Origin of the sequence: Pelagicoccus sp. SDUM812003, from assembly GCF_031127815.1 — a bacterium.
GTDB lineage: Bacteria > Verrucomicrobiota > Verrucomicrobiia > Opitutales > Opitutaceae > Pelagicoccus.
The window spans coordinates 32,146-56,664 of the sequence record NZ_JARXHY010000011.1; the positions used below are offsets into that span (position 1 = coordinate 32,146).

At 59.1% G+C, this 24,519-nt stretch carries 22 protein-coding genes; 19 read left to right on the top strand and 3 right to left on the bottom strand.

The window, feature by feature from the left end:
- Positions 1-100 precede the first annotated feature (100 nt).
- From QEH54_RS14950 to QEH54_RS14960, 3 genes are all read left to right on the top strand, one after another.
- Positions 101-2,410 carry a hypothetical protein gene (locus tag QEH54_RS14950; protein ID WP_309019506.1) on the top strand — a complete coding sequence of 770 codons (2,310 nt, stop codon included), beginning with the start codon at positions 101-103 and terminating at the stop codon, positions 2,408-2,410.
- A gap of 54 nt (positions 2,411-2,464) precedes the next feature.
- Positions 2,465-3,754 carry a glycosyltransferase gene (locus tag QEH54_RS14955; RefSeq protein WP_309019507.1) on the top strand — a complete coding sequence of 430 codons (1,290 nt, stop codon included), beginning with the start codon at positions 2,465-2,467 and terminating at the stop codon, positions 3,752-3,754.
- Between the two features lie 141 nt (positions 3,755-3,895).
- Positions 3,896-4,711 carry a sugar phosphate isomerase/epimerase family protein gene (locus QEH54_RS14960; protein ID WP_309019508.1) on the top strand — a complete coding sequence of 272 codons (816 nt, stop codon included), beginning with the start codon at positions 3,896-3,898 and terminating at the stop codon, positions 4,709-4,711.
- A gap of 86 nt (positions 4,712-4,797) precedes the next feature.
- Here the strand turns inward: QEH54_RS14960 and QEH54_RS14965 are convergent, their stop codons facing one another.
- Positions 4,798-5,646 carry a YihY/virulence factor BrkB family protein gene (locus QEH54_RS14965; RefSeq protein ID WP_309019509.1) on the bottom strand — a complete coding sequence of 283 codons (849 nt, stop codon included), beginning with the start codon at positions 5,644-5,646 and terminating at the stop codon, positions 4,798-4,800.
- Between the two features lie 220 nt (positions 5,647-5,866).
- Here QEH54_RS14965 and QEH54_RS14970 point away from each other — a divergent pair, with 220 nt between their 5' ends.
- Positions 5,867-6,085, top strand: coding sequence for a hypothetical protein (locus QEH54_RS14970; RefSeq protein ID WP_309019510.1), 219 nt, complete (start codon positions 5,867-5,869; stop codon positions 6,083-6,085).
- A 21-nt stretch (positions 6,086-6,106) separates the two neighbouring features.
- Here the strand turns inward: QEH54_RS14970 and QEH54_RS14975 are convergent, their stop codons facing one another.
- Positions 6,107-6,910 (bottom strand): SDR family oxidoreductase, encoded by an 804-nt coding sequence (locus QEH54_RS14975; RefSeq protein WP_309019511.1) that lies wholly within the window; start codon positions 6,908-6,910, stop codon positions 6,107-6,109.
- A 281-nt stretch (positions 6,911-7,191) separates the two neighbouring features.
- Here QEH54_RS14975 and QEH54_RS14980 point away from each other — a divergent pair, with 281 nt between their 5' ends.
- Positions 7,192-7,422, top strand: coding sequence for a hypothetical protein (locus tag QEH54_RS14980; RefSeq protein ID WP_309019512.1), 231 nt, complete (start codon positions 7,192-7,194; stop codon positions 7,420-7,422).
- 98 nt (positions 7,423-7,520) lie between these two features.
- On the opposite strand, the gene QEH54_RS14985 is transcribed toward QEH54_RS14980, so the two are convergent.
- Positions 7,521-7,778: a Rho termination factor N-terminal domain-containing protein gene (locus QEH54_RS14985; RefSeq protein ID WP_309019513.1), complete on the bottom strand. Its 258-nt coding sequence runs from the start codon at positions 7,776-7,778 to the stop codon at positions 7,521-7,523.
- Between the two features lie 703 nt (positions 7,779-8,481).
- On the opposite strand from QEH54_RS14985, the gene QEH54_RS14990 reads away from it, so the two are divergent.
- The 14 genes from QEH54_RS14990 (at position 8,482) to QEH54_RS15055 (ending at position 24,447) form a co-directional block, all read left to right on the top strand.
- Positions 8,482-10,476: a methyl-accepting chemotaxis protein gene (locus tag QEH54_RS14990; RefSeq protein ID WP_309019514.1), complete on the top strand. Its 1,995-nt coding sequence runs from the start codon at positions 8,482-8,484 to the stop codon at positions 10,474-10,476.
- A 42-nt stretch (positions 10,477-10,518) separates the two neighbouring features.
- A complete protein-coding gene (locus QEH54_RS14995; RefSeq protein WP_309019515.1) occupies positions 10,519-12,468 on the top strand; it encodes a chemotaxis protein CheW in 1,950 nt (649 codons plus the stop codon).
- A 273-nt stretch (positions 12,469-12,741) separates the two neighbouring features.
- Positions 12,742-13,800, top strand: coding sequence for a chemotaxis response regulator protein-glutamate methylesterase (locus QEH54_RS15000; protein WP_309019516.1), 1,059 nt, complete (start codon positions 12,742-12,744; stop codon positions 13,798-13,800).
- Between the two features lie 41 nt (positions 13,801-13,841).
- Positions 13,842-14,930: a HEAT repeat domain-containing protein gene (locus QEH54_RS15005; RefSeq protein WP_309019517.1), complete on the top strand. Its 1,089-nt coding sequence runs from the start codon at positions 13,842-13,844 to the stop codon at positions 14,928-14,930.
- Complete coding sequence (locus QEH54_RS15010) at positions 14,921-15,757, top strand: protein-glutamate O-methyltransferase CheR (protein ID WP_309019518.1); 837 nt, start codon at positions 14,921-14,923, stop codon at positions 15,755-15,757. Before QEH54_RS15005 ends, QEH54_RS15010 begins: the two co-directional genes overlap by 10 nt.
- Before the next feature lie 16 nt (positions 15,758-15,773).
- A complete protein-coding gene (locus QEH54_RS15015; RefSeq protein WP_309019519.1) occupies positions 15,774-16,133 on the top strand; it encodes a response regulator in 360 nt (119 codons plus the stop codon).
- Between the two features lie 38 nt (positions 16,134-16,171).
- Positions 16,172-18,058 (top strand): hypothetical protein, encoded by a 1,887-nt coding sequence (locus QEH54_RS15020; RefSeq protein ID WP_309019520.1) that lies wholly within the window; start codon positions 16,172-16,174, stop codon positions 18,056-18,058.
- Between the two features lie 69 nt (positions 18,059-18,127).
- On the top strand, positions 18,128-18,961 hold the full coding sequence (locus QEH54_RS15025; RefSeq protein ID WP_309019521.1) for an STAS domain-containing protein: 834 nt from the start codon (positions 18,128-18,130) through the stop codon (positions 18,959-18,961).
- Positions 18,962-18,967: 6 nt separating this feature from the next.
- Positions 18,968-19,348 carry an STAS domain-containing protein gene (locus QEH54_RS15030; RefSeq protein ID WP_309019522.1) on the top strand — a complete coding sequence of 127 codons (381 nt, stop codon included), beginning with the start codon at positions 18,968-18,970 and terminating at the stop codon, positions 19,346-19,348.
- Positions 19,349-19,374: 26 nt separating this feature from the next.
- Entirely contained in the window at positions 19,375-19,788 is a 414-nt protein-coding gene (locus QEH54_RS15035; RefSeq protein ID WP_309019523.1) for an ATP-binding protein, read from the top strand.
- A gap of 1 nt (position 19,789) precedes the next feature.
- Positions 19,790-20,893, top strand: coding sequence for a SpoIIE family protein phosphatase (locus tag QEH54_RS15040; RefSeq protein ID WP_309019524.1), 1,104 nt, complete (start codon positions 19,790-19,792; stop codon positions 20,891-20,893).
- A 26-nt stretch (positions 20,894-20,919) separates the two neighbouring features.
- Complete coding sequence (locus QEH54_RS15045; RefSeq protein WP_309019525.1) at positions 20,920-21,213, top strand: hypothetical protein; 294 nt, start codon at positions 20,920-20,922, stop codon at positions 21,211-21,213.
- 26 nt (positions 21,214-21,239) lie between these two features.
- Positions 21,240-21,611: a response regulator gene (locus tag QEH54_RS15050; RefSeq protein ID WP_309019526.1), complete on the top strand. Its 372-nt coding sequence runs from the start codon at positions 21,240-21,242 to the stop codon at positions 21,609-21,611.
- 52 nt (positions 21,612-21,663) lie between these two features.
- Positions 21,664-24,447 carry a chemotaxis protein CheA gene (locus QEH54_RS15055; protein ID WP_309019527.1) on the top strand — a complete coding sequence of 928 codons (2,784 nt, stop codon included), beginning with the start codon at positions 21,664-21,666 and terminating at the stop codon, positions 24,445-24,447.
- Positions 24,448-24,519: the final 72 nt, after the last annotated feature.

Here is a 24,519-nt window from a genome sequence, read left to right on the forward strand (position 1 = left end):
ATTGCAGCGAAATCGATGCGGAAGGATTTCAAAATGCGGTGTCTTGCATCGGCGATGGCTTGCGAGTTCGTTGGCGCGAATATCGCACCTTTGCTAGGCGATGGTTAAGTGGATACCTTGGCAACTCATCGCGAAGCGAGCGTCGAAGGCGTATGGATTCTCCAATCCGCTCGATACGCTGGATCGTGTGCGTCGGTTTAGCCAGCCGTCTGAAACTGCGGAGCCCATCGAGCTGCTGCGGGCGGGATTCGCCTTCCACTCGCGCGGCCTGGTCAATACCAAGGCCATCCAGAACAATCTGGACTGGGTCTGGCCGTATTGGGTCACTCGGCAGTTCGACCCGAAGGACGTTTCCTTCGTGCCGCGGGCCTTTTCCTTCAGTCACATCAACCTGACTCACCGCAACTGGACCGCGGTGGGGCTGCCCAACAGCTCCGCCTACGGCATTGTGGATCCCAGAGGCCTGGTGACGCCGTTTCACGACTCCTGGTCGATCGACTTCTGGGTGGTGGACGACGAAGGCAAGGTCATGTTTCCCAGTCAACTGCCAGATGCGGAGCAAGCTCTGGCGATCGACGAGCTGCCCTGCGTGCGCACGCGATGCGAGCGCGACGACCTGAGATTGCAGACGATCGTCCGTTCGACCCTGGCTGAAAACGGCCAGGAGCGCGTGGAGGTGGTAGCCCAGGCCTCCTGCGAAAGCGGAGGCTATCTCGTCGCCTCCTTGCGTCCGTACAATCCCGAAGGCATCCAGTTCATCGACCGGATCGAGACCGACGAGGAGCGAGGCGAGTGGCGGGTGAACGATTCCCAGACCGTTCGGCTGATCGGCGATATCGAAGGGTATCTGGTTTCCAACTACGAGCAAGGCGACGTTTCCCATCTGATTGGCGACGTGGTGGAGAAGGCGCCTAGGATCGAGTGTTCGGCAGGCATGGCCACTGCGGCCGCCCTGTCGAGAATAGAGCCGGGCCGGACGTGTCAGCTAAGGGTCCTGGCCTCTCCCGAAAGAACCATTCCGGTATCGGACTCCAAGGACGTGAAGCGAAGCGAGCGACGGGCCAACGCGATTTGGGCCGAGTCGATGGGCAGAAACGCGCGGCTGGAGCTGTCTGACAATCGGGTGAAAACGCTCTATGATCAGGCCTGCTCGACCTTGGTTCTGCTGTCGCCGGAAGATATTTATCCTGGCCCCTACACCTATCGGCGATTCTGGTTTAGGGATGCTTGTCTGATCGCCCACGCCTTGCTGCGCATCGGGCAGCACGAGGCTTGTCGAAGGGCGCTGAGCCGTTTCCCCGAGCGGCAGACGCTCAAGGGGTACTACCTTTCGCAGGAGGGCGAGTGGGACTCCAACGGCCAGGTGCTTTGGATTTACGAGCAGTACGAGCAGCTGGCCGGAGAAGCGATCCCTGAGGAATGCTACGCGGGCGTTCGCAAGGCCATAAACTGGTTCAATGGCATGAGGGTGAGCGCCGAAGGCACGCGCTGGCACGGGCTCCTGCCGGCAGGATTCAGCGCCGAGCACTTCGGACCCAACGACTACTACTACTGGGACGACTTTTGGGCCATCGGCGGACTGGAGGCGGCAGCTCAGCTGTGTCTGCGCCACGGCGACGAGAACCTGGCTCAGAAGGCCAGCAACCTGGCCGTGGACATGCGTCAAAGCGTGGAAGCGAGCATCGAGTCGAATCCCGTGTTCCACAAACGCAGCTCCATGCCCGCGTCGCCCAATCGGCGCATGGACAGCGGGGCCATCGGATCTCTGGTTTCGGACTATCCGCTGCAGCTCTTCGATGCCGGAGATGTTCGCGTGCGCCGGAGCGTGGAATGGATTTTGGAAAACTGCTTCGTGGACGGGGCGTTTTTCCAAGACATGATTCACTCCGGCCTCAACGTGTACCTGACGCTGGACGTCGCCCAGACGCTACTGCGGCTAGGCGATCGGCGCTGGCGCGGGCTTTTGGATCGCTGCGCGGAACTGGCTTCGCCGACCGGACAATGGCCCGAGGCGATTCACCCCATCACGCTCGGAGGTTGCATGGGCGATGGCCAACATGCGTGGGCGGCGGCCGAGTGGGTGATGCTGGTCAGAAACGCCTTCGTTCGCGAGGAGAAGGGATGTCTCGTGCTGGGATCGGGGGTCGAGTCGGACTGGCTGCCGGAGGGCAAGACGGCCTCCTTCGGCTACACGCCGACCAGCGTCGGAGATTGCCGTGTGAGCTTCGAGCGAAAAGGGGACCGCCTGGAAGTCTCGATCGATTTTCGAAAGGAAAACGGGACGGCGCGCTGGCGTCTCGCAGTTCCTGGATACGAAAACCTGAAAGGTGTCGGGTCGGCTCGAGCCATGGCCAGCTCGGTGGTCGAAGCGAGGGAGACGGTAGCGAACGGAGCGAGCTCTCGCTCGTGACGACGGGGTTCAGGCGCGAGTTTTGCAGGTGGCGGAGGGCGTATGAAAATCGCGATGTTTACCAATACCTACCTGCCCCATGTGGGAGGTGTGGCCCGGTCGGTGAGCTCGTGCGTGAAGGCGTATCGAGAACTTGGGCACGAAACCTTGGTTTTCACACCGGAGTTCGAGGAAGGCTCGCCCGAAGACGAGGGAGTCGTGTACTTGCCTGCGATCACCAATTTCAACAACAGCGGCTTCTCGGTCCGCTTGCCTTCGCCCTTGACCATCTCCGACCAGCTCGATGCCTTCGAGCCAGACGTGATTCACAGCCATCATCCGTTTCTGCTTGGAGACGCCGCCTTGAGAGTGGCCTACGCTCGGGAGATTCCTCTCGTCTTCACCCATCACACGCTCTACGAGCGCTACACGGACTACCTGCCGTTTCATGGCGAGTTCGCGCAGAAAGCGGCCGCCACCCTAGCCACCGAGTACGCGAACGCTTGCGATATGGTATTCGCCCCAAGCGAGAGTCTGGCGAATCTGATCGTGCGGAGAGGAGTTAAAACGCCAGTGACGACGCAGCCGACCGGGGTCGACATCGAGCGCTTCGCGGGAGGGGACGGTCACGCGTTTCGCCGGGAACATGGCATCGGTAGGAACCGCTTTCTGATCGGGCACGTCGGGCGGCTCGCCCATGAGAAGAATCTCGACTACTTGTGCGACGCCGTAAGCGCCTTTTTGAAGTCCGCTCCGGAGGCGACCCTCGCGATGGTAGGCGGCGGCGATCAGGAGGATTCGTTGCGAGCTCGTTTTGAGGAGCATGGCGTGACCGAGCAAGCGTTGATGGTAGGGAAGCTGCAAGGGGAGGCCCTCATGAACGCCTACGCGGCCTTCGATGTATTCGCTTTTTCATCACAGAGCGAAACTCAAGGCTTGGTGCTGGTGGAGGCCATGGCCAGCGGCTCCCCCGTGGTGGCCCTCGACGGCCCTGGCGTGCGGGACGTCTTGTTTCACGAGGAAAATGGGTTGCTGCTCCAGGGCGATGCGGCTCCCGAGCGTTTCACCGAAGGTTTGGCGCGTCTGATGAAGGATAGGGACTTTCTCGCGAACTGCGGGCAACGAGCTGCGGAAGTGGCCCGTGGATACGAGCTGAAGATCCTGGCAAAGCGCGCGCTTGACCGCTATGGCGAGCTGATTCGATCCGAACGGCACGAGCGGCGGGACGGGCTCTTGGAAAACTTCGAATCCTTTGCCGCCGCCTTGGAAGCCGAGTGGGAGCTTCTCAAAGCCAGAGCCTCCGCAGCAGTGGCCGGAGTTGGTCTCGTTGCAGACGATGAGGGGAAGAATGTCGAGCTGAAGTAGTGTAGTCGATAAGGGACTACACGGAAAAAGTTTCGAAGCGACGGAAAGGCGATTGAGCCTGCGAGACTTCTGGGGGGCGAGCGATTTTGGCGCGTGAGCTGCGGCATGAATCGTATGTTTTGCGTGAGCCAATTTACCACCATGCCTCGCAGCGCCGAGGAGGATATCTCCGTTTACCAAAAGGTAGGAGTGGAGGCGATGGAGCTTTGCGAAGCGAAGTTTCCGAAAGCAAAAGCGGAGCGCCGAGAGCTGGTTTCCCGAATACGGGATTCCGACATCGCGGTTTCCAGCGTGCAGGCGGAAGCGCATTCGATCTTTCCAGATCGCATGGCCAAGCAGCCCGCTCGACCGGAGGATCGTTTGGAAGCCTTCAAGCGAAGCATCGATTTCTGGTCGCAGGAACTGGAGAGCGAAGGACTGCCGTTCGTGCTTATCGCTGGCGTGCCACCGGACCAGAACTTTAGAAGCGCCTGGGAGCAGGCTCGTCGCTGGATACGCGATGCGGCCGCATTTGCCGAGTCGCGCGGGGCGCGTATCGCCTTCGAGCCACTGGGCCCGAGTATGATGTATTTCGATACATTCATCTATGGACTTGATCAAGGCGCTCGGCTTATCGACGCAGCGGAGTCCGAGAGCGTGGGCCTAGTGGTGGACGCTTGGCATGTTTGGGAAGAGCATGATCTGGAGCGACGACTTTGCGATTTGGCCAGTAGAACTCTAGTGGCGCATGCCTGTGACTGGCCCAAGGGAGGGCCTCGCTGTCTGGATGATCGGGTGTTGCCTCGATCGGGCGTTATCCCGTTGCGTGACAAGATCTTTGGTCCTTTGCGGGCGGGCGGCTACCGCGGACCGTTCACCTTGGAAGTCCTGTCCGATGAATCCTTGCAGGATTCGCTTTGGAAAGAGGATCCCATGGTGATGCTCGATCGAGCAAAGCTGGCAATGGCCTCGTACTGAAGCGAGCGAACTCCAAGACGGGAGCGGGCGGAAACGCCTGCAGGGGCCCGAGTGCAGGAAGGCATCTGGGGCGCGAGGTTTTGGCCTCAATCGCTTGAGCCGTCGTTTTTGCTTTGTTGCCAGGACCTCGCTACTTCGGCTCCGAAGAAAAGTGTTTGGGCGGAGAAATAAACCCACAGCAGAACCGCCATCAAAGAGCCAGATGCCCCATAGACCGATTCCTGCCGCGTCAGGTAGAGGGTGAACAGGCTTTTGCCGAAGGTGAACAGCAGCGAAGCGACCATGGCGCCGACGAGGGCGTCGCGATATCGAATCGGCGTTTGCGGCAGGATCTTGTAGATGAATGCGAACAATCCCCAGACGATCAGCAGTGAGATGACACCATTGGAGAAACGCCAGAACCAATCCTGTCCAGGAAGATCGAATTCGGTGGCGGCGTAGGAGACGGCAGCGTCGAAGATGAGCGAGACGAGCAGGATGAAGGCGACCACCAAGGTCATGCCGAAAGCGGTGAGGCGTTGTCGAGCGAAACGCGATACTTGTCGTTTGAAGGCCGTCGGTCCCTCCACTCCCCATACGATGTCGAAGGCGGTTTGGAGCTGGGAGAAGAGCCGAGTGGAACCCCATATCAGTATTAAAAAGCTGAATAGGCCAGCGAAGGAGCCCATGTCGGAAGACTGGGCGTTCGCGATGATGGTTTCGATGAAATTGGCCGCCGTTCGGTCCGTCAGCGTCGCGATCTTGTCGACCAGAAAGCCCTCTGCCGCCTGCTCACCCCAGAAAACGCCTGCCACGAAGATGATCATGGTCAGCAAAGGAGCCAACGAGAGAGCGGTGTAGAAGGCTAGGGCTGCGGCGAGCATGATCGCTTTATGCTCCATCCACCCCTGCGCCGAATCGGTAAGGACTTTTCTGATACGATTGAGCGTTTTCACGTGGGCGGTGTGGAAGCGGTTGTCGATCGTGTCTGTACGTGACTCGAAATCATCGGTAGCGGATTGCTAGTATTGCGCCAAGCTTGCGTGGCGCAGTTAGGGCGATGGACGATGCTGGGAGGGAGCTGGTGTCCGCTCTCGGAGTGTTGCGGATCGCCAATCGTCGTCGTTAGCGACCTGAGCGCGGATGGCATGGCGCGATTTATTCTACTTTGAAACCATGAGCTTATGGCACATTCTACTATCCATCGCTGCGATCGCCATCGTGGTGGCCATCGCGGTGGCGTTTTCACGAGGTCGCGAGCGCAAGCAGGGTCCCTTGCCCAATGGGGTGACGTTTGAGGATCCGCAGCAGGAAGCGACACGCACGCCTCCTCCCTCGCCGCCGAAATCCCAAAACAAGCGCCAGGAACAAGAAAGCCCTGCAGAAAGGCGGTAGGGCCCGCTCCTTAAGGCGGGACTAGGGGGAGGACCAGTTTTCTTGGAAATCGGGATACAAGGTGAGACCGCCATCCACGAAGAGGGTTTGGCCAGTGACGCTTTTCGCCTGATCCGAAGCGAGATACAGGAAGGCGCTGGCGATCTCCTCGGGTTCGATCACGCGTCGCTGCGGCACGTGCTCGGAGACCTTTCGCCGTGTCGTCGGGTCGTCGAGGGCGGAGTTCATTTTGGTGTCGACGACCCCGGCTCCCACCGCGTTGACGCGGATGCCGCGCTGGGCGAATTCCAAGGCTAGGGTGCGAGTGAGCATGCGAAGTCCGCCTTTGGCGATCGAGTAGGGCAGAAAGCCTGGTTTTGGGATCACTTCGTGCACGCTGGTATTGTTCAAGATGCATCCTGAAACGTTTCGCTCCAGGAAATGGCGAATCGCTTGCAGAGAGCAAAGGGTGGGACCGCGCAGATTGACGTCCAGCTCGCCCGTCGCGTCCTCCCAGTTCAGTCTTTCCGAGGGACATTCGCTTTCCACCCCAGCGTTGTTGACGAGTACGTGCAAGGTGCCGAATTGGGATATGGTCTGCTCGAACATCTGCTCGACCGACGGCTTTTCGGAAACGTCAGCCCGCACCATGAGCAGATCGGTTCGGGGGCGCTTCTGTCCGTCGAGCAATGACCACAATTCCCTTTCGGTTCGCTCTTTCTTTTCGTCATCGGATCGATAGTTTACGGCGACGCGGGCGCCTTCTTGCAGAAACCGGCGAGCGATCTCCTTTCCGATACCGGAGGTGGCTCCGGTGATCAGGCATGATTTGCGGTCTAGAATCATAGTGGCAAAGCAGGTTCGGGTTGTCGTTTCGAATCCGTCGACCTGTTGCATAGGGCGCGCCGATGGGCCATGCTTCCGTTTGTAGTTTTCGATCCGATACAAGGGCGGCTAGTAGAGACCTCCCGAGGCGCCCCGATTTCTCGCCCTAGATAGGGAAGCGATCAATGGTGCGTTTTGAATTCGCCCACGCTGCGATTTGCAGGATTGGCAGAAGTCGGTCCCTCTCCTGGGGGCGAACGAGAAAGGGAAGTCGCTGGCGCGTTTTGAGCACTAGCTACGGTATGGAAACTGTAAAACCGAAAAGGCCATCAAAGCTGCTCATTTCATTGATCGTCGCCGGAGCGCTTGTGGGAGCGACCCTTGGAGCGTTTACCGGCATCTCCGTGCTCTTCGCCCTAGGAGCGATCGCCTTGGTCGGTGTGTTGGCGTTCGCGGCGATCTTGGCGAGAGGCGGACGCCCAGCTCACCCGACGCGGGAAGGCGAAACGGAGGAATTCTCCAGTCGTTCCTAGTTGTATCTAAAATATGGATATGAAAGGGTGTCGGTAAATCCCGCCTCGTCTTGAAGCAGTTCGCATCGTCGAGCCAACTCCCCATTGCGGACCGGTTTCTAGTGGTTTCGCAAGGCTTCGATCAGCTGGTCCTTGTTCATCTTGGAGCGTTCTTCGATGTCGAGCTCGGCGGCTCGCTCGGCGAGTTCGTTCTTGGACCAGTCCTCGTACGGTGACGCTCGGCCTCCCTTTTTGGCCGCCTTGGTTCTGCTGGTATTGGCGATGCGGGCCGCTTTCTCCTTGCTCATGCCCTTGTCGCGCAAGGCCTGGTACTGTTCGTCGTCCTTGATGGAGGGTCCGTGGTCTTGGGCTGCCATGTTTTGTTCCTTTCCTTAAGTTGATGCTGTCTTTGGAAGTTGGTTACGCAGGAGCTGGGCCAAGCAGACCGCTGGACGAAACAAGATTTTTCCCTATCGCCGAACGGGCGAATAGCGGGAAAGCGCTTCTAGTCTATAGGTTTTCACTGCTACGGTAGGAGCTTTCGACTTGGACCGCTCGGGCGAAGTCTCCGCTCGTCGCATGGAATCTCTCGACTCCGATTGTGGGTGGTGGGAGAGGGTACCTGCTGCTCGGGGCGAACATGGCTGGTGAAAAGGAAGGTCGCGATTTGGTAGGCTTTCGGTCGCGAAAATGGATGCGACGAACCTGATTTAAGTTGGATTATCCTTTAGTCGCATACTCCGCGCCGGGTGTGCTGGTCCAGGGAGAAACCAGGCTGGCCTGACGCCTAATGGCGATTTCATCGCTGGGAAATGATGAAAAACGAAACGCTTTCACAGGCGAGCGGTGCATTGCGCGACTGGCATCTGGCGAATTTGAGGTATCGTCGCGTAGTGATTTTGCGCGCAAGGGCGCGCAGATCGACTCAAGCGAAACAAGGGAAGTGTGTAGTCAGAAAAACGATACGAAGACGATTCTTCTGGGCACCGGCATTTGCGCGTGAGCAACCCAACCCAATCCGCTACCTGCTGGTCGCTCATACGAGCGGGCGGACCTCAACGACACTAAACAGCATCATCAGTGAAAGATAATACATACGAAACCAGCAATCAGAAGAATGGCGTGGCCGTAGCGCGTCGCAATGGGGACAGCGTCCTTGCTTCGCCCCGTGTCAATGGGTTTGGCAGCAAACCTGTGGAAAAGAAAGACAAGGGAGACGAAAAGGAAGTCGCTCGCAAGCTTGCCCAGAAGAAGGCTCAGGCCCGCACCTTGGCTCGCGCTCAGGCCGCGGCGGAAAAGCTGTCCGCAGCTTCGGAGGAGGTTTCCAGCTCGATCAACGAAGCGAGTTCGGCGGTTAACGAGCTGGAAAGCACTATGCAGCAGGTTGCATCCGGCGCCGCTCAATCGGCTTCAGCTTCCGAGGAAAGCCGTGCAGCGATCAACCAGATCGAAAAGGCGGCGACCATCGCCAACGAGCGTTCCAGTGCCTCGCTAGAAAAGACCAACGCTCTTCAGGAGCTGGTGGTATCCACCACCTTGGACATCGAAAACCTGATCGCTGGAGTCAACGACAGCGCAAAGTCGAATATCGAGTCGGCCAAAATGATCGCCGAGCTGGAAACGCACTCCGACGAGATCGGAAAGATTGTGCATGCTGTCGCTCGCATTGCGGACCAGACGAATCTTCTGGCCCTTAACGCCGCCATCGAGGCGGCTCGGGCCGGCGAGCACGGCAAGGGTTTCGCCGTCGTGGCGGACGAGGTTCGCAATCTCGCGGAGATGAGCGAAAAGAGCGCTCGCGGTATTCAGGAGGTCATCAATGAAATCCAGGCTCAGGTGAAGGTGGTGTCTGCCGACTCCGAACAGGCGGGCAACAAGGGCCGCGAAGAGGTGGAAAAGGCAAAAACCATCACCCGCGATCTGCAAACCATCTCCAAGGATATGGGCGATGTGCGGGACAGCGTGCAGTCGATTTCGGCCAGCGCTCAGCAATCCCAGAACGGCGCCCGCGAGTACCTGAAAGGCGCCGAGCAAGTGGCGGCCGCCTCCGAGCAAGCGTCCTCTGGCTGCGAACAGGCTTTGAAGACCGTTCAGGAGCAGACCAAGGCTTATAGCGAAATGAACCAGGCGTCGGCGGACCTGGCTCAACTGGCCGAGTCGCTGAAGAACTCCACGGATATCATGAAGTCGGCCGAGGAGCTGGCGGCCGCGGCGGAAGAGCTTTCCGCGAACACCGAGGAAGTGAATCGTTCCTCAGGCGAAATCGCCGCCGCCATCGATCAGATCGACAAGGCCGCAGCCATCCAGAGCAAGGTGGCCGAGGCCAACAACAAAACCGGCGAAGAGCTTCGCGAGGCGGCGACCAACATGAACGAGCGCTCTAATGCTGGCGCCGAGCGAGCTAGAGCGATCAAAAAGCTGCTAGGGACCAACAAGGCCAACATCGACAAGATGATCTCCGAAGTGAGCTCATCTGCCGAAGAAGCGGCCAAGTCCGCCCAGAACGTGCTCGAGCTCGAGGAGCGTACCCGCCGCATCGATAAGATTGTGGACTCCATCGTGATGGTGACTGTTCAGACCAACATGCTGGCGGTCAACGGCAACGTCGAAGCGGCCCGAGCCGGCGATTACGGGCGCGGTTTCTCCGTAGTGGCTGCGGACATACGTTCCTTGGCTAACGAGAGCAGCGAAAACGCGGATCGAATCAAGGACTTGGTCAAGACCATCCAGGCCCAGATCACCCGTGTCGCCAGCGACATCGAACTCACCGGCAAGACGGCAGCCGCGGAAGCGGTGAACGCCAAGAAGTCGACGGCCAACCTCGAGCGCATCGAGAAGGACATCGACGATGTGCTGCTTGGCATCGAGGAAGTTTCGGTGGGCGCGGGCCAGTCGCTCAAGGCTCTCGACGAAGCTGCGGCAGCGTCAGAGCAAATCAGTTCGGCTGCCGAAGAAATGTCCCGGGCTACTCAGGAAGCGGCTTCGGCAGCGGAAGAAGGTTCCAAGGCAGCTCAGGAGATCGCTCAAGCTGTCGAGGAAATCGCTTCTCAGGCGGACGAGCTGCAGCACGCGTAAAGGCGGGCTGTATTCAAACCTTAATACGAAACAATTACAGAAATGCCTAAAAAGCAAAACAAGCCGCAGGAGGGTCCCGTCGATACGATGGAGGCTCCCGTAGAGGCGCCGCCCACGGCGACGCTGGAGCGGCCAGAAGAGTCCGCGGTCTCCGAGACGCTTCGAGGAGCGGACGAGAACCAGCTCGTCACGTTCTGCATCGAAGGTCAGGAGTTCGCGTTCGACATCATGTCGGTGCAGGAGATTATCCGTCAGCCGCAGATGGCCCGCATCCCCATGGCGTCAAGCTATGTGGAAGGAGTGGCCAACCTGCGAGGAAACATCCTGCCAGTTATCGATACGCGAGCTCGCTTCGGCCTGTCCCGATCGGAAGAGACGGACCAGACTCGAGTGCTGGTGCTCGACATCGATGGAACGCAAACAGGATTGCGCGTCGATCAAGTGCGCCAGGTTACTCGCGTGCAGAGCGCCGAGGAAGAGCCGCCTCCCGAAGTGGTCAAAGGCGTCAGCGAAGACTTCCTTCGCAGCGTGATCAAGCTGGACGATGGCAAGCGCATCATTCTCGAGCTCGACCCGAAAGCGGTCTGTAGGATTGGCGATTCGGTTCGCTCCCAGTCAAAGGGCGGCAAGAAGGCCGGTCTCGGCGAATCCGCTTCTTCTCGTAGCTCGAATCACGAGAATACCGACGCCATGGAGCAGATCGTGACCTTTCAGCTTGGCGAGGAGGAGTTCGCCTTCCCGATGGACAAGGTGCGCGAGATTCTGCGCGTACAGCGACCCAGTGCGGTGCCAGATACGCCCGAGCACGTGATGGGTGTTCTGACCATTCGCGACAAGATCCTGCCAGTTATCGACCTGCGTATTCTGCTAGGGCAGACGCCATTGACCGATGGCATCGTGGCCGATGTGGAAAGCGTGCGCGAGCAGTGCGTCCAATGGCTCGAATCGACGCGTAACTTGGTCAGATCCAAGGACGCCGATCGCATCGAGGTTACCATTCTGGAGCAGGCTCAGCGTTGGGTTTATACCATGAACCCCGCCAGCCAAGTGCTCATCGATACCTTGGCCAAGATCCGCAATGGTCTGGACAACGTAACGCGTGACGCTCGCAAGCTGGCGACCCTCTCTCAGGAGTCTAGTGACGAGAAAAGCCCGGCCCACGCGTTTTTTGAAAACGCGGTCGAAGGATCCTGCAAGCAAGTGATCGACAGTCTTAAGGAATACGTCCTGCAGGTGCCCGATAATGTTTTGGAAGACCAACGACTGATCGTGGTAGACGCTCTCGGCGCGCAACTCGCTCTGGTGGTGGACAAGGTGCGGGAGGTGATGAATGTCTCTCGCGACGACATCGAGGCCTCGGCTGGCTTGAACAGCGAAGATGGTGCGGAGCTTTCTGGCATCGCCAAGCTCGACGAAGGCAAACGCCTGATCCTTATCCTCGAATCATCCAAGCTGCTCGACGAACGAGTAGCGGCCAAGCTGAAAGCTTTGGGTGGCGATCAAACTGGCGACGGCCTGGGCGAACGCGAAGGGGCAGGGGCTCATGGCAAAGGCGCGAGCTCGGACGAGCAGCAATACATCACCTTCCGTCTTGCGGAAGAGGAGTACGCGATCCCCATAAACCAAATACAGGAGATCGACCGCTATTCCAAGATGACCCGCACTCCCAAGGCTCCGGCCTACATGGAAGGCGTGGCCAATCTGCGCGGCGAAGTCATTCCGGTGATCAACGCTCGAACCCGTTTCGATCTCGAAGGTCGCACGCCAGACGATCGCACGCGTGTGATTATCATGGATCGCGACGGCAAGAAGACCGGGTTGATGGTCGATTCGGTCAACGAGGTGCTCAACCTCGCTGCTCGCGACATCGCGGCTCCGCCAGCGACTATGTCGCACAGCGTGGACCGCGAGTTCATCTCCGGAATCGGCAAGATCAACTCCGGCAAACGCATGGTCGTGCTGCTCGATATCGACAGCGTGGTCGGCGGCTAGCCTTAAACAAGCGCTTCGGTCCGCAGTCGCCTTCCGGTGGCTGCGGCACTCGAAGGGCTTCCCGTCATCCTGTATTCGAAATCGTAAGACTATTGTGACCGGAAGCCTTTTGAGAGCGCCCGAAAGAGCCCACGCTGTAGGGCGGGACGCTGACCCACCTATCTGGATTGTCGCCTCAGCGCGGAGACATGCGACGCCGCAAGTGGCGAGGTCCTAGACCGTAAACGAACGAACAACTGAAAAAGAAAACCAAGGCAGGGAGCCCACAAACCGATGGCCAAACACAAAGTACTGATCGCTGACGATTCGGCGCTAATGCGCCGCACGCTGCGCAAGATAATCGAGGCGGACGACGAGTTGGAGCTGGTCGCTTACGCCCGTGATGGAGCGGACGCGGTAGCCAAGGCCAAGGAGCTTCAGCCCGACGTGATTTCGCTGGATATCAACATGCCGGTGATGGACGGGGTGACCGCGTTGCAGCACATTCTCGAACTGGAGATCTGTCCGGTGGTCATGGTGTCGTCGCTCACTCAGCGTGGGGCCGCGACGACCTTCGAGTGCATGGAGCTGGGAGCCTTCGACTTCGTGGCCAAGCCAGGCGGCACGGTCAGCTCGGACATGAGCGCCGTGCAGCAGGAGCTGGTGAAGAAACTCAAGTTCGCGGCTCGCGGCCGCCATAGCAACCGTCTGGCCACTCGCCGTCGACGGGCGCGATTGGACGCTGTCCAGTTGCCGTCGACAGCGAGTCTGCGATCGGCCTCTGGTCGTTTCAGAGCGATAGCGATCGGCATTTCTACCGGAGGTCCTGGCACCATCATGGACGTGCTTCCACGAATCCCTGCGGAAACCAACGGCGCTGTCTTTCTCGTCCAGCATATGCCGGCCAACTTTATCGGATCCTTCGTTAGCCGTCTGGACAAGGCCTGCGCTCTCACCGTGGTAGAAGCCGAATCGGGGCAGAAGGTGGAGCCTGGCTATTGCTACGTGGCCAGCGGCGATAAGCAGATGACCTTCTATCGTCGGGCCAGCGGAGCGGTGTACGTGCGCACACCGACCACGCCCAAGACGCTCTACACGCCTTCGGTGGACGTCATGTTCGACTCCTGTCTCTCAGTCTACGGGGCGGACACCATCGGCGTGATCATGACCGGCATTGGCGATGATGGAGCGGCGGCCCTGCAGCGCATACGATCCGCGGGTGGACATACCATCGCTGAAAGCGAGGAAACCGCGGTGGTCTACGGCATGCCGCGCGAAGCGGTGGCAAGGGGCGCGGCGCTCGAGGTCCTGCCCTGCTGGGACGTAGCGGCCGCCATTCAAAGAGCGATTTAGGCGAGTATCCGTTAACAAACTACAAAACGAATAGAAATCTTATGAGCTTAGAACAATTCATAGCGGATCTGGACAGCGACGACGAGGCAGCTCGCATATGCGCAGCCGAGGACATTGGCTTCGAGAACGATCCGTCTGGCGTTTCTCCACTGGTGGCGCGGCTCGCAATCGAAACGCAGCGATCCGTGCAGGAAAGCTTGTTTCTGGCGATCGAGCGCATTGAAGGAGATGAGTCCATCGCCGCCCTGGTGGATTGCTTGCGCATGGACGATGCCTTTTGTCGCAACGAGGCAGTGATGATCTTGCAACGCCGCAGGCAGTCAGCCCTGCCTGCTTTGCAGGCCTTGCTGGATGATCCCGATCCCGATGTGCGCAAGTTCGCCCTCGACGCGGTGGCCGGATGGGGACACGAGGAGCTGGCCAGCTTCTACCGTCGAGCCTTGGGAGATGAAAGTGTCAATGTGGTTATCACCGCGGTCGAGTACGTGGGACAGCATCGCTTGACCTTTTTTAAGGAGGACCTCGAGCGCCTTTTTCTCGAACGAGCCAATCCTATGCTGCAGACCGCTTGCCTGCAGGCGCTGCTCGATGTGGGAGACGCTCAGAGCGCTGAGCTGGTGTTGCGACGCTTTCCGACCTTGGAGGTGACGCCGATCCATCTTCTGGACGACTGGCTGCGAGCGCTCGGTAAAATAGCGGGAACCGATCGATTCAACACCTTGATCGGGAGTCTAGCGTATGTGGGAGACAACTACTTGGACTCTTGGGTGGACGCGTTCGTTCGCATGGGTCGGCGAGCTGGAGTAACCATGCTCGAAGAGATGATGCAGGCGCGTATCCTTGAACTGGTGACGGGCGACGCACTCGAGTCTGCCACACGGGTTCAGCTCGTTTCCTTTCTCTTTGGTTTGAAAGCGAACGCTGCGGTGGATAGCGCTTTGCTCAACTGTCTCTGCGACCCCGATCCGGCGGTTCGGCTCTGCGTGGCGAACGAAGCTCTGGCTGGGAAACGCGACGTATGGAGTGGGCGCTTGTCCGAGAGATTGGCTCTCGAAAGCGACTCCATTGTTCGGGAGCGATTGCGTGAGGCCGTCCTGGCCTTCGAAGGAAAGGCCCGCTCATGTCGATGAACCTCAGCGCCGACCAATACCGAAAGATCAGAGAACTGATCTACCGGCACATGGGAGTCGCCTTCGACGATGGCAAGCGCTACTTTCTGGAGAAGCGTTTGGAGACTCGCATGTCCGCCCTGCGAATCGAACGGTTCGACGACTATCTCTTTCTATTGCGATTCCCGACCCGCGGGGAGGATGAGCTGCAGCAGTTCGTTAACGAGATAACGACTAACGAAACCTACATGTTTCGCGAGTTCGAGCAGTTGCAGACCTTCGCCGACGACTGCCTGCCCGAAACGCTCATGCGCAAGGATTCGGCCAACGATCGGAATCTGCGCATCTGGTGCGCGGGCTGCAGCTCAGGGGAGGAGGCATACACCTTGGCTATGATCCTGCGGGAGACGGTGCACGATCTCGACAGCTGGACGCTGGAGCTGCTTGCTTCGGACATCGACGAGACTCGTCTTGGTATGGCGAGTCGAGCTGTTTACGACCGACGTTCGGTGGCCCAAGTGCCCGAGGCCTACTACGATCGCTACATCGAAGAACGTGATGGCAAGTACCACATCGCTCCGTCGCTGAAGCGCATGGTTCGGTTCGAGAATATCAACCTGCACGACCGAAAGGCCATGCGAGGGCAGCGAGGGTTCGACTTCGTCTTTTGTCGCAACGTTTTGATCTACTTCGACGAGGTGTCGCGACGTGGCGTGGTCGATAACTTTTACAACGCCATGAATAGCGGCGGCTTCATTTTCCTAGGCCATTCGGAATCGGTAGGCCGCTTTTCGACGAAATTCGCCCTAAAGCGGCTGGGGAGAAGCTTGGTGTACTACAAAAATTAATACAAAGATGGTTTCGATGAAAACAATTCTTATAATCGATGATTCCCAGACGGTTCGGAATTATCACAAGAGCATCGTGAAGGCGGGCGGCTTTCGGGTTGTGACTGCGGTCGATGGGGCGGATGGGTTGGAGAAACTCTACCTTAACTCGGTGGATATGGTATTGACCGACATCAACATGCAGGGGATCGACGGCTACGAGTTCACGCGGCGTGTTCGGTCGGATAGAAGTTTCGAACGCCTGCCGATCGTGATGATTTCCACCGAAGGCGAGGAAAGCGACAAGCTCAAGGGCTTCGAGGCCGGAGCGAATCTTTACATGGTCAAGCCCGCTGAGCCCGAGTTCATACTCGAGCAGATACGGATGTTTTTGTAGTGGAAAAATGGCGACAGTGTAAACGCGCGATGTGGCGGATGTTTCCCTCTGCCAGCGGCGGACCTTCGGCGGATCGCTTGAAGGAGCTATCGGCGAGGCTATGCGTGGCCAGCGAACGACTCGCTGCCTACAGCCGGCAGTCGGAGGGCGAATTCGCATCGCTCGCTCGCGGCACGGGCGAACTGTTTGCTCGTATCGAGGCTATGCGGGAGCGGGCCCGCTCGCTCGATGGGCTGGTGCGGGGAACCGGCGAGGATCACGCCTTGTGTTCCGCTTTTCAGCTCTACAAGAGCGCGAGCGACTTGGTGCAATCGAGCCTCGGCTTCGGAAATTTCGCGGCTCGCGAGCTGGAGCTGGTGGATCCGGTGCTCAGGGAGTGCTGCTCCCATCAGCGGGAGTGTCAGAACGTCGTCATGCATTTCTCGATACTCGGCACTGGATTTCGCATCGAGTCCGCGTATTTGGCCCCTGAGGATCAAGCCGTCTTCGACGGAGTGGCCAGCGATATCGTCGCGACGCAGCGGAGACTCGGACGCATGACCGAGGAGGTGTTTGGAAAGCTCAAGTCCAGTCTGAGCTGCTTGGTAAACGATCGCAAACGCACGGAGAAGGTGCACCGAGAGCTCGAGTGCGACATCGTTCTGTCGGCTCAAGCGATCCGCAAGGAGCTTGACGGAACATCCGAGGCCCTCGCTCCCGCGGGGGAGTTGAGCGAACGAATCGTGGCGCATTCCGACCGCGGCCCCGCGATGGTGGGCTCGGTGGTGGAAGCCCTGCAAATGGATGACGTCGTCCGCCAGAAGCTGGAGCACGTTTGCAAAAACCTCAGCGAGCTCTCCGAACTCCTTGCGTCGTCGTCGATGAAGAAAGGCAAGCAGCGCAAGGAAGACCTGGCGTATGTGAACGTGAGCGCCCGGGTGCAGCTGGAACAGCTCAGGCAGGCTCGGCGAGAGATCGGCGAAGCGGGCAAGACGGTGCTCGGTGGAGTTCGCTCTCTGATGGATTTGGGCGGGGAGTTGATTGAATCTCTGACGGAACTGCAGGAACGGGTAGCGTCCTCGCTCGACAATTGCGAGACCGCGCGGCTTTTCTCCCGCGAGATCGAGAAGATCGGCGAAATCGCCCGCTCCTGTTCGGAAATCAATCAGCGCATCGCCCGCCTCACGGACGAGATCGTGGAGATCATCGATTCGTTTTCCCGCGACATCCTGAAGCAGAACTTCGATATCAAGGTGGTCGCCCTCAACGCTCAGGTGTCCGCCAGTCGCTCGTTGGGCGGTCGGACCATGGAGCGGCTGGCTGCGGAAACCGCCAACCTCGCTTCTAAGAACGAGTCCATGACCAGTTCGATGCTTTCGACCCTGAGTGATCTGCCTTCTCGGCTGATGAAGTTGCAGGAGGACTCGCAGCGGTTTCTGGAGCTCGCCGGGCGGGACCAGGAAGCCCTTTCCGAAGACAGTTCGCTGGTGACCCAGCGCTTGGAGTCCATGGACGATCACATCCTTAGCGAGGCCAGATCCATGGGCCGGGAATTCGAAGGGCTGCGACGAGAGACTGACGCTTTGCTCAGTTCGCTCACGTTTCCGAATTTGGTCGAGGACGTCTTTGAGAAGGCGGAGGAAACCTGTTCGGTCCTGATCGAATTGACGGGGCGTTTCGCAAGGGAGGCGGATGCTCAGGCTGTTGAGAGTCGAGTGGAAAGCTTGAAGCAGTCCTACACCATGAAGCGGGAAGTGGTCGCTCACGAAAGCGCCTTGTTGGCCGAATCCGAGGACGCTTCACCTAAGAAAAGGTATTCAGAAAAAGAGTACGTAAATCCGGTTTCGGATTCCCAGAAGGACGCGACTTCGAGAATCGAGAATCTTGCGGTCGTCTCGCTCGCCGCTCAAGGGGAGTCGGACGACGACGGAATAGAGTTATTTTAGAACGACAAATAAAAACCCAAGCCGCGCTGCCAGGAGTCTGGCGGCCAAAAACAATTGATGAATGATAAAATGAAACGCTACGACTTCCTGCAACAGGTGCAGACCGAAATTGGAGACAGATGGATCAAGGAGATGATGGCCTCCCCAGGTGTACGGGCGGACGCATATGGAAAGGAGAAGCTGGAGGCTCAGTGCCGCGCTTTTCTGAAGGCGTTCGTTGAGGTGTACGCGATGGGATCGGAATTCGATCAACGCAGTTTGATCGGTGAAGAGCTCAACGCCCTGATTCTCGATGTGGCCCGCTCTCGGGCCAGCCTGGGCTACAGCTCAGGGGAGACGGCTCATTTCATCTTCTCGCTGCGCTCGGTGCTGAGCAAACTCTTTAGCGAAAGGCTGGCGGGCCAGCCGGAGGAGCTGCTGCAGGAAAGCATGCGGCTGAACGATCTTTGCGAGCGTCTTGCGGTGATCACCATGGAAAGCTTCATGGAGACGCGCGAGCAGCTGATCCAAGCTCAAGCGCAGTCCATCCTCGAGCTGTCGAACCCGGTCATCAAGATATGGGATCGGGTCCTGCTGTGCGTCCTGATCGGCACGGTGGATACGGCCCGGTCTCAGCAATTGCTCGAATCCATACTGGAAGGTATCAAGAAAATGGAGGCGCGGGTGGCCATTATCGATATCACCGGTGTCCAAGTAATCGATACTAGCGTGCTCAAGCATATCTTCACCATCATTCGAGGCATCCGCATGATGGGCTGTCAAGTGATCATCACCGGGGTCAATCCATCGGTGGCGAGCTGCGTGACCAAGCTCGACGTGGATCTATCCCTTTTCAACCCCAAGGGCACTCTGCGACAAGGCTTGCAGGATGCTCTCGCCATAGTGGAGCCGCGCAGCGCCTAGAGAATCATGTCGACCGTTTTACCCATATTGAAGTTCAAGCAGTGCTTGATCACGAGCATCCATCGCCATTTGGAGGACGAGGAGGTTTCCCGTTTTCAGGATGAGCTGTTGGAGAAGGTCGGGTTTTGCGAAACGCGGTACGTGGTGATCGATGTGAGCGCTCTGGAAATCGTGGATACCTACATGACCCGAGTGCTTAGCGGCTTGGGTAAGAGCTGCTGGATGATGGGGAGCCGGCTGGTTCTCTGCGGCCTGCAGCCGGAAGTAGCCATCACCATGGTGGAGATGCGGCAAGCGATCACCAACGTGCAACCAGCCAACGACCTGGAGCATGCATTAGAGATTGTGGAGGCGGATGCGTTCGCAGCGGAAGGCGGATCCATTTGAGCGCCTACGCTCGGGAGGCAGTAGTCATGAGCAAAACGATACCGATCAGGAGTTCGGCCGACATCTTGGAGTCGCGCGAGCACGGACGTCAACTCGCTCGGTTGATGGGCTTCGACCGGGTGGATCAGACCAGGATTGCGACTGCGATTTCTGAGATCACCCGAAACGTGCTGCAGCATTCGCAAAGCACGGGCGAGCTATCCATCGTAGAGGTGGAGGAAGGAAACTGTCGAGGTCTATGTATACGAGTGGTGGATACAGGGTGTGGAATAAAGGATGTCGGGCTTGCCTTGGAGGAAGGCTACAGCACAGCGAGCAGTCTAGGAGCGGGGATCCCGGGGACGCGGCGAATAATGGACGAGTTCGACATCACAAGTTCGGAAGGCAACGGCGTATCCGTAAGGATGGTACGCTGGCTGCCGAGGAGGAGGTTCGCATAACATGCCGTTTTTTGAGCAGAAAGACGAGACGAGACCGGTGGCCTTCGAGACATGGAGCTCGCCCCGAGGAGGCGAACTGCTGGAGAATTCGCGAGTCGGATCGGTGATGAGCGAACGACCGCAGCGCATCGGGCATGAGATGGACGTGCATGCCGCTCGCATCGCGGCTCGCCATATCGCCAACGACGCCAAGCTTGTGGCTTCCGACGCTGCGGCTTATGTGACCGGCGTCTCCGAACTCGCCATGAACACGCTGGTCCATGGTCGCGGAGGACGGCTGATACAGCGCTGCGTGCAATTGGCGGACGGGCGCTTGGCCGCTGTCGCTCAGGCGGACGACAAGGGGCCTGGGATCAGCGACATCGCTCGAGCCTTGCAGGACGGGTTTAGCACCGCGGGCAGTCTAGGAGGCGGATTGCCTGGGGCGGAGCGCTTGTTCGATGGGCTGGTGATCGACAGCGCTGTCGGGCACGGAACGCGAGCGTGGGGAATCAAGGTCTCGCAGATGCCGAGCTTGAGATCCGGCGACGCCTTTGTCCACACGGAGCGCATGATCGCTCCGGCGAAGGGGCAGCTGGAGTCCGGCGACGCGGTTTTCGTTTCCATACGCGCTGGAGTGATGCAGTTGGCAGTAGTCGACGGAGTGGGGCATGGAAGCAAGGCTAAGCAAGCGGCAGGCGCCGCGATCGCTTATTTGGAGGAAAACGGGTGGCGCGATCCGGCGTCCCTGACCGATGGCTTGCATCGCGCCCTGCGGCATTCGGTGGGAGCGGCCATGGCCTGCTTCCGATTGTGCGTCAACGGCAAGGAGGGAGTCTTCTTTGGCGTGGGCAACGTGAGGGGAAGATTGCTGGACGAGCGTCGCGAACGGTATTTCGAGAGCAGTCCCGGCATTCTCGGCGAGCCAGGTTCGAGCCTGGAGGTGGAACGTTTTGAGGTCAGTGGTCGGGGAGTGGCCCTCTTGTATAGCGATGGCATCGCCAATCGCTTCAGCCTAGCAAGCCTGTGCGCGGATCCGCGAAAGCTGCCTATGGTAGCGGCTCGGCGAATCTTCGATACGCACCGGGTGGAGCGGGACGACTCGAGCCTGGTGATCGCCTGGTAGGCGTCAGAGGAAATCTGTATTTAGTTATGAACTACGAAATTGAAACGATCGAGACGGGAACGCGCCTGACGCTCAAGGGCGCGGTGACGGTGGAATGCGCCGCGGAGCTGGCTAGGGCTGTGCGGCTCGCCTTGAACGAGACTGCGGGCGATCTGCGACTGGTGATCGATAGCTCGGTCACGATCGACGCTGCGGGCTTGCAGGTTTTGCTTGCAGGACGAAGAAGCCGACCCGGTCTGAAACTTGAGTCGGCCAGCGTCAACTGGACCGAACAGTTGGGCCGCTACGGATGTAGGTGGGAAGCAGATACGGAAATTTAGAAGCTAAAAAGTAAAGGAATACGACCATGGCAAAGACTATCATTTCAATCGACGACTCGCTCAGCGTGCGGGAAACCGTGCGCATGACGCTGCGTTCCCAAGGCTACGACGTCGTAGTGGCGGAGGACGGGATCAAAGGCTTCGAAGCCTGTCAGCAACGCAAGGCGGATTTGGTTATCACCGACCTGAACATGCCGAACCTGGATGGCATCGGGCTGATCGCCAAGCTCAGGCAGCTGCCCAACTATCGGTTCACCCCGATCCTGATGCTCACTACCGAGTCAGACGAGCAGAAGAAGCTGGCGGGCAAGCGGGCGGGAGCGACTGGCTGGATTGTGAAGCCGTTTAAGACGGAGAAGTTTCTCGCGGTGGTGAATAAGGTTTGCGCCAGCAGGTAGCGACTTGGCTCGCCGTACCCCCAACCCCCCTTCAACGACGACTCCCACAGTCATGGACACCAACGAAATACTAGAACACTCCCGGCGCATATTCCGCATCGAGGCGGTGGAGCTGCTTTCCGAATTGGACGGAGCTCTGCTGAAGCTGGAAAACGACCCAGGCAACGAGAACCTGATCAACCGGGTTTTCCGGGCGATGCACACCCTCAAGGGCTCTGGCGCCACCAGCGGCTACGATCGACTCGCCGGCTACCTGCATCGGGTGGAGGAAGTCTACAATGCCGCCCGGGAAGGACGGGTGGTGGTGCAGTCGGAGATCATCGATCTGTCGCTCAAGGTGTGCGATGTGGTGAACGCGTTTTTGCAGACGGCTGAAGCGGAGGCGGACGAGGTGTTCGATCGTTCAGAGGACGTGGTGGAGGAGCTTTGTCGCTTCCTGCCAGCGGAAGGCGGTCAGAGCAAGCCCGAGACCCGCCCGCAAAGCGAGGGGAGCGGGGCGGCGTGGACGTATTTTAGAATCGTTTTCGCGCCAGCGGCGGAGCTCTTTTTCAACGGCAGCGATCCGGTCATGTTTTTGCAGGACCTGCGCTCGCTCGGAGCTTGCCAGGTGGAGCTGGACGAGAAGGCGCTGCCGGACCTCGAGTCGATCGACGCCGAACGGTGCTACCTGAGTTGGCATATATCTTTAGTCAGCGAGTGCGACGAAGAAACGGTGCGCGAGGTGTTTCAGTTCATAGAAGACGACTGCGAGCTGCGGATCGAGAGTCGGTCTGTCGCTGAGGCGCCAGTCTTCGCAGCGTCGGTCTATTTCGAGCGGGAGCTTCTGCGCGACTTTCGGGAGGAGTGCGCCGAGAGCTTGGCGGACGCGGAGCGATGGCTGCTCGCCTTGGAGGCCCCGGTAGAGAGCGAGGACGCCCTCGGCAGCGTTTTCCGCTGTTTGCACAATCTAAAGAGCAGCGCTCGCCTGATGGCTAGCCAGGCTGTGGTGCCGATCCCTGGGCAGCATCCGCTGCAGCTGATAAATCGGGTGACCCACGCCGCGGAAGGCGTGATCGAGCTGCGACGCGAGCAGGCGAATGAAACGGCTATCGAGAGCAAGGACCTGCAGATCCTGTTTCAGGCGGTCGATCTTGTGAAGGAATGTATCGATGCCATTGATACGGAGCGATTCGCCAGCGAGGCGGTGGAGTCGTTGATGGCGCAGCTACGCGATCTCGGCGGCGAGGATCTGGGTGGGGTGAACGCGGTGGGCTCGCTGGACACAAAGGCGGCCATGCCAGTTTCCGCTTCTGTGGCATCCGGAGCGATCGAGCAAAGCTGCGTGCCGCTCGAAGCTCTCTTGGTGGCTCTTGCTCAGCGGGGCGAGTTTGGCAAGGACGAGTTGCGCATGGGTATCCGTGCTCTCAATACGGTTGGCTTAGCCTTGCGCGATCTCCGGGAAACGGAAGCAGAGCAACAGGCGATCTCCTGCTGCCAGCGACTGGAAGCCGCTCTGGATGCCCAGGAGCGGTTGGGCGGCGAGGAAGCCAAGCGCGTCGGAGCCGAATTGGCAGCTTTGCTCTCAGCGTTCAAGGCGAGGAAAGCGTGCGGTGGCGCGGGTGGGTCTGCAGTTTCCACTCGCGCGGCGACCGCTGAAGCGCGACCGAGCGCTGGGGCCAGCGTGCGGGTGGATCAGGACAAGCTCGATCGCTTGATGCGCACGGTGGGGGAGCTGCTGGTGGCTCGGGGGGCGTTTCCGGTCATGCAGCGCAAGGCGATCGATGGGGAATCAGGGGCGTTGACGCAGGATCTGAAGGTCGCGGGCGATACCATTTCCCGCATCGCCGACGAGCTGCAGAACACGGTGATGGCCATCCGCATGTTGCCCATTCGCTCCGTGTTCCAGCGCTTTCCTCGTTTGGTGCGCGACTTGGCTCGGGCCAGCGGGAAGGAGATCGCTTTCGAAACGGAGGGCGACGACGTGGAGCTGGACAAAACGGTCCTGGAACAGATAGGCGATCCGCTGGTGCATCTGGTGCGAAACGCCTTGGACCACGGCATCGAGCCGCCTCAAGAGCGTGAGCTAGCGGGCAAGCGGCGAAGCGGAACGCTGCGGCTCAAGGTCTCGCAGCGCAGCAGCAGCGTTTTCATCGAGGTCAGCGACGACGGTCGCGGTCTCGACCCAGCTAAGCTGCGAGCCAAGGCGGTCGAGAAAGGTCTGATGGACGAGCAGACCGCTGCCTGCCTGGACGATGCGGCGGCGCGGGAGCTGATTTTTCACGCTGGATTCTCCACTGCGGCGAAGGTGACCGACATCTCGGGCCGTGGGGTTGGCATGGATGTGGTACGCAACAACATCGGTCAACTGCACGGCACCATCGAGATTCGGAGCGAGCTCGGAAAAGGCACGACTTTCGTCATCCAGCTACCGACCAGCTTGCTAGTTAGCAAAGGGGTGCTGGTGCGATCCGGAGCGGAGCTATACCTCCTGCCTAGCGAGGCCATCGAAACCATGGTCAAGGTGCCGAGGGACGAGGTGCGCGCCTTCCGTCGCTCGCGCTTCGTCCAGATCCGAGGAGAAGTGATCCCCTTGATCGACTTGAGCGAGGCCCTTGATTCGCCGAGAGGCTCCGTCGAAGTCGATGGCGCTGATGCTGAGACGCTTGCCGTAGCTGTGGTGCGCGGATCGCAAGGCAAGCTGGGCGTCTCGGTAGACGCCTTTCTGGAACAGCTCGAGGTGATTGTGAAGCCCATGGGGGAGCAGCTTCGTCAGATGGACCTCTTCCAGGGTGCCTGTATCCTAGGGGACGGTTCGGTGGTGCTGGTGCTCGACCCGTCCGAGCTGGCGACGGCGTAGCGATGACGGAGAACGACTTTGAAAAAAAGGTATTAAGCGAGTAGAATTATGGCAGATCGAGTTGATGAAAAC

Coding starts and splice junctions, on each gene's coding strand:
- QEH54_RS14950 (WP_309019506.1), top strand. CDS start 101: ATGGTTAAGTGGATACCTTGGCAACTCATCGCGAAGCGAGCGTCGAAG.
- QEH54_RS14955 (WP_309019507.1), top strand. CDS start 2,465: ATGTTTACCAATACCTACCTGCCCCATGTGGGAGGTGTGGCCCGGTCG.
- QEH54_RS14960 (WP_309019508.1), top strand. CDS start 3,896: ATGCCTCGCAGCGCCGAGGAGGATATCTCCGTTTACCAAAAGGTAGGA.
- QEH54_RS14970 (WP_309019510.1), top strand. CDS start 5,867: ATGAGCTTATGGCACATTCTACTATCCATCGCTGCGATCGCCATCGTG.
- QEH54_RS14975 (WP_309019511.1), bottom strand. CDS start 6,910: ATGATTCTAGACCGCAAATCATGCCTGATCACCGGAGCCACCTCCGGT.
- QEH54_RS14980 (WP_309019512.1), top strand. CDS start 7,192: ATGGAAACTGTAAAACCGAAAAGGCCATCAAAGCTGCTCATTTCATTG.
- QEH54_RS14985 (WP_309019513.1), bottom strand. CDS start 7,778: ATGGCAGCCCAAGACCACGGACCCTCCATCAAGGACGACGAACAGTAC.
- QEH54_RS14995 (WP_309019515.1), top strand. CDS start 10,519: ATGCCTAAAAAGCAAAACAAGCCGCAGGAGGGTCCCGTCGATACGATG.
- QEH54_RS15000 (WP_309019516.1), top strand. CDS start 12,742: ATGGCCAAACACAAAGTACTGATCGCTGACGATTCGGCGCTAATGCGC.
- QEH54_RS15005 (WP_309019517.1), top strand. CDS start 13,842: ATGAGCTTAGAACAATTCATAGCGGATCTGGACAGCGACGACGAGGCA.
- QEH54_RS15010 (WP_309019518.1), top strand. CDS start 14,921: ATGTCGATGAACCTCAGCGCCGACCAATACCGAAAGATCAGAGAACTG.
- QEH54_RS15015 (WP_309019519.1), top strand. CDS start 15,774: ATGAAAACAATTCTTATAATCGATGATTCCCAGACGGTTCGGAATTAT.
- QEH54_RS15020 (WP_309019520.1), top strand. CDS start 16,172: ATGTTTCCCTCTGCCAGCGGCGGACCTTCGGCGGATCGCTTGAAGGAG.
- QEH54_RS15025 (WP_309019521.1), top strand. CDS start 18,128: ATGAAACGCTACGACTTCCTGCAACAGGTGCAGACCGAAATTGGAGAC.
- QEH54_RS15030 (WP_309019522.1), top strand. CDS start 18,968: ATGTCGACCGTTTTACCCATATTGAAGTTCAAGCAGTGCTTGATCACG.
- QEH54_RS15035 (WP_309019523.1), top strand. CDS start 19,375: ATGAGCAAAACGATACCGATCAGGAGTTCGGCCGACATCTTGGAGTCG.
- QEH54_RS15040 (WP_309019524.1), top strand. CDS start 19,790: ATGCCGTTTTTTGAGCAGAAAGACGAGACGAGACCGGTGGCCTTCGAG.
- QEH54_RS15045 (WP_309019525.1), top strand. CDS start 20,920: ATGAACTACGAAATTGAAACGATCGAGACGGGAACGCGCCTGACGCTC.
- QEH54_RS15050 (WP_309019526.1), top strand. CDS start 21,240: ATGGCAAAGACTATCATTTCAATCGACGACTCGCTCAGCGTGCGGGAA.
- QEH54_RS15055 (WP_309019527.1), top strand. CDS start 21,664: ATGGACACCAACGAAATACTAGAACACTCCCGGCGCATATTCCGCATC.